Origin of the sequence: Streptomyces sp. GC420 (assembly GCF_009916105.1) — a bacterium.
GTDB lineage: Bacteria > Actinomycetota > Actinomycetes > Streptomycetales > Streptomycetaceae > Streptomyces.
The window spans coordinates 1-3,555 of the sequence record NZ_JAAAXQ010000566.1; the positions used below are offsets into that span (position 1 = coordinate 1).

The window sequence follows — 3,555 nt, forward strand, 5'->3', positions numbered from 1 at the left end:
GTGTGATGATTCACACCGGGCCCGCCCCGTGCCGTACGCGACTCGTACGGGCTACGACTGCTTCTTCCATTCGTCCCAGTCGAGGTTCCAGCCGTTGAGGCCGTTCCACCACTGGATCTGCTTGTCGTCGGAGTTCTTGACGACGACGACGTCGCCGATGATCGAGTTGTCGAAGAACCAGGCGGCGGGCGTGCTCCTGTCGTACGCGCCGCGGACGTCGCGCAGGCCCACGCAGCCGTGGCTGACGTTCGCCGACCCGAAGGTGGAGGGGGACGCCCAGTAGTTGCCGTGGATGAACGTGCCGGAGGTGGACAGGCGCATCGCGTCCGGCACGTCGGCGATGTCGTACTCGCCGCCGAAGCCGACGGTCTCGCCGTTCATCCGGGTCACACGGTGCTTCTCGCTGATGACCATCTGGCCGTTGTACGTCGTCGTGGAGGGGGCGCCGGCCGTGATCGGGATCTTCTTCAGCACCTTGCCGTCACGCTCGACGACCATCGTGTGCTTCTTCGCGTCGACCGTGCTGACCTGGCTGCGGCCGATGGTGAAGGTCACCTTCTTGGCCTGCTTGCCGTACACCCCCGGACGGCCCTCGACGCCGTCGAGGTTGAGGTTGAGGGTGACCTTGGTGCCGGGCTTCCAGTACTCCTCGGGGCGGAAGTCCAGGCGGTCGTTGCCGTACCACTTGCTGCGGATCTCCACCGCCGGCTCGGCGGTCACCCCGATCGCCTTCTCGACCGCCTCCGGGTCGGTGATGCCGCGGGTGAAGCGCAGCGACACCGGCATGCCGACACCGACCTTGGAGCCGTCCTCGGGGGTGAAGTGGCCGATGAAGGTGTTCGCGGGGATGAGGGTGGTGAAGCTGGACTCCTTGGCGGACTCACGGCCCTCGGAGTCCTTGGCGACCGCGTGCACCCGGTACTCGGTCTCGGAGGCGAGGTGCACGGTCGGCGTCCATGTGGAGCCGTTCTTCGCGATCCTGCCCTCGACGGTGTTGCCCTTGGAGTCCTTGACCTCCACGGAGGTCAGTTCGCCCTTGCTCGCGGTCACCTTGAGGGCGCCGCTCGTCCCGACGGACTCGGCGCCGTCCTTGGGCCGGATGGTGACGACGGCCTCCGACGGCCCCGAAGCGACCGCCTTCCCGGGCTTCTTGCCCTCCTCCGCCCCGTTGCCGCCGCTCCCGCCGCCGGAGCAGGCCGTGACCAGCAGCACCAGCGCGGCCAGCAGCAGGGGAAGAAGTCCCCCTCGTCCGTGTATCCGCCGTCCCCCGGCCGATGCCCCCGATATCGGCAGCCCGTTCACGTCGTTCTCTCCCCTCGCACGGCCGTGCCAGCTGTGTACGGCCCGCAACCCCCGCGTGGTCCTCACGCGCTGGCGATAGATAACCACACGGCGGACAGGGAGAGATCCCCGCGAATGTCACCGTTCAGTCCCAATAGGCACCTGACAGGAGTACGACCGCCCAGGTCACGGGACGTGCGCGGAGCCGCGGCGGCGCGAGGGGACCCCCGGCGGGCGCCCCGGCCGGTGCGGCCGGGACCCCGGGCGGGCGCCTCAGGACAGCGCGGAGCCCGCCTTCCAGTCCGCCCAGCCCAGGTTCCAGCCGCCCAGACCGTTGTCCGGGGCGACCGTCCTGTCACGGGAGTTGACCACCTCGACGACGTCCCCGACGAGGCTGCGGTCGAAGAACCAGCCGGCCGGGGTCCTGGAACTGCCGCCCTGTACGTCTCGCAGCCCGATGCAGCCGTGGCTGACGTTCGCCTCTCCGAAAGTGCCGTACGAGGCCCAGTAGTTGCCGTGCAGGAAGGTGCCCGAGGTGGTCAGGCGCAGGGCGTGCGGGACGTCGGGGATGTCGTACTCGCCGCCGAAGCCGACGGTCCTGCTGTTCATCCGGGTGACCTCGAGCATCTCGGTCACCACCATCTTCCCGTTGTACGTCCTGGTCTTCGGGGCTCCCGCCGTGACCGGCAGTCTCGCGAGGAGCCGCCCGTCGCGGCGCACCTCCATGGTGTGGGCGGCGGCGTCCACCCGGCTGACCTGGCGTCGACCGACGGTGAAGCGCACGGTCCTGTCCTGGACGCCGTAGACGCCGGGGGCGGCACTGACGTCGCGCAGGCCGATGTCGACGGTGACGCGGGTGCCCGGCCTCCAGTACTCGCGCGGCCGGAAGTCGAGGCGCTGCTTGCCGAACCAGTGCCCGGCGACCTCGACGGCGGGCTCGGCCCGCACCCGGATCGCGCGCTCGACGGCGGCGCGGTCCTCGACGGGCCGGTTGAACTCGAAGGACACGATCATCCCGGCGCCGACGGTGGAGCGGTTCTCCGGCACGAAGTAGCCGACGAAACGGTGTTCCGGCACCTTCGTGGAGAAGGTGGTGCGCCGGGCGTGGCGGCGGCCGTGCCCGTCCAGGGCGACCGCGTCCACGGTGTACCGGGCCGCCGGGGCGAGGGGGTGGACGCCGGCCGGCCGCCAGCCGAGCCCGTCCGCCGTGATCCGGCCCCGCACCCGGGTGCGACGGGCGTCCTCCGCCCGGGTCACCCGGACCCGTTCCAGCCGCCCGTCCGGCACGGTCACCTCGACGCGCGCATCCGTGGCGACGTCCTTCTCGCCGTCCCCGGGCGTGATCATGATGGCGTGGCGGGCGGCGCGCTTCTTGTCGTCGTCGAAGCCGAGGCCGAGGCCGCCGGAACAGCCGGTGACGAGTCCCGCCCCCATCAGTACGGCGGCCACGACCGCCCGTACCGAACGCGCCGGGCGTGCGGCCCGCGAGGTCCGCCCCGCTCGTACCGCGCCTGCCGCCCCTGTCACCCGTGTCGCCCGTGTCACTGCAGTCACGCCGGGCCCAACGACTCGTGCGACGGGAGGAAACGAAGCATTCCGCCCGATGATGACGCGCGCCGCCACCGGCCCGAACGTGAGGCGGGGGTCAGTTCCGGGCAGAACAGGTGGGAGGACCCACGAGCCGGACCCGGGGCCGGGACGCCCGGGGACCCGCGCACCGAGGGGTGCGGGTGGCTCGGCCCGGGTCCTCGGCCGGGTCGCCGCACGCGGTGGCCGGGTCCAGGCCGCGAGCCGCGGAGGCGGAGACGTGACAAGCGCAGCGGAGCGAAACGGCCCCACGCCGGAGGAAGTCGCCGATCCCCTTGCTCCGCGGGACGGCTCGGCCGCCAACGGCTCGGCCCCCGCGGAACCCGGCGACACGGCCCACGGAAGCACGGCGCCCGGCGCGAGGGGCGCCCGCCCGGCTCCCGGCGACCACGCCCCGGGCCCGGCGGCCGGCACGACGGCCGTGCGCGTCCCGGCCCCGGCACGGGAGAACGGCGCGGGCCCGGCACGGGAGAACGGCGCGGGCCCGGGCGCCGCGCTCGGCCTGGCGGAGGGGACCGGCCCCGCCGGGGAGGGAGAGCCGCGCACCTCCTCGCGGCGGGCGCCGGCCGGCGACGGCAGGCATGCGGCGCCCGAGGTGTGGCCCGGGGCGGCGACACCGCTCGGTGCGCGGTACCGGGTGGGGCCCGACGGGGTGGCGGGCACGAACTTCGCGGTGTGGGCCGGCGG

Annotated in this window: 2 protein-coding genes and 1 pseudogene; 1 reads left to right on the plus strand and 2 read right to left on the minus strand. The window is 72.9% G+C overall.

Translation table 11 applies throughout. The features are described 5' to 3' along the window. Positions 1 to 51: 51 nt before the first annotated feature. Positions 52 to 1,302 (minus strand): Ig-like domain-containing protein, encoded by a 1,251-nt coding sequence (locus tag GUY61_RS36195; protein ID WP_166634542.1) that lies wholly within the window; start codon positions 1,300 to 1,302, stop codon positions 52 to 54. Between the two features lie 252 nt (positions 1,303 to 1,554). Beyond that, positions 1,555 to 2,715 carry an Ig-like domain-containing protein gene (locus GUY61_RS36200; protein ID WP_166634543.1) on the minus strand — a complete coding sequence of 387 codons (1,161 nt, stop codon included), beginning with the start codon at positions 2,713 to 2,715 and terminating at the stop codon, positions 1,555 to 1,557. A gap of 373 nt (positions 2,716 to 3,088) precedes the next feature. Here GUY61_RS36200 and GUY61_RS36205 point away from each other — a divergent pair. After that, a pseudogene (locus tag GUY61_RS36205) lies at positions 3,089 to 3,555 on the plus strand (hypothetical protein); the annotation flags it as partial.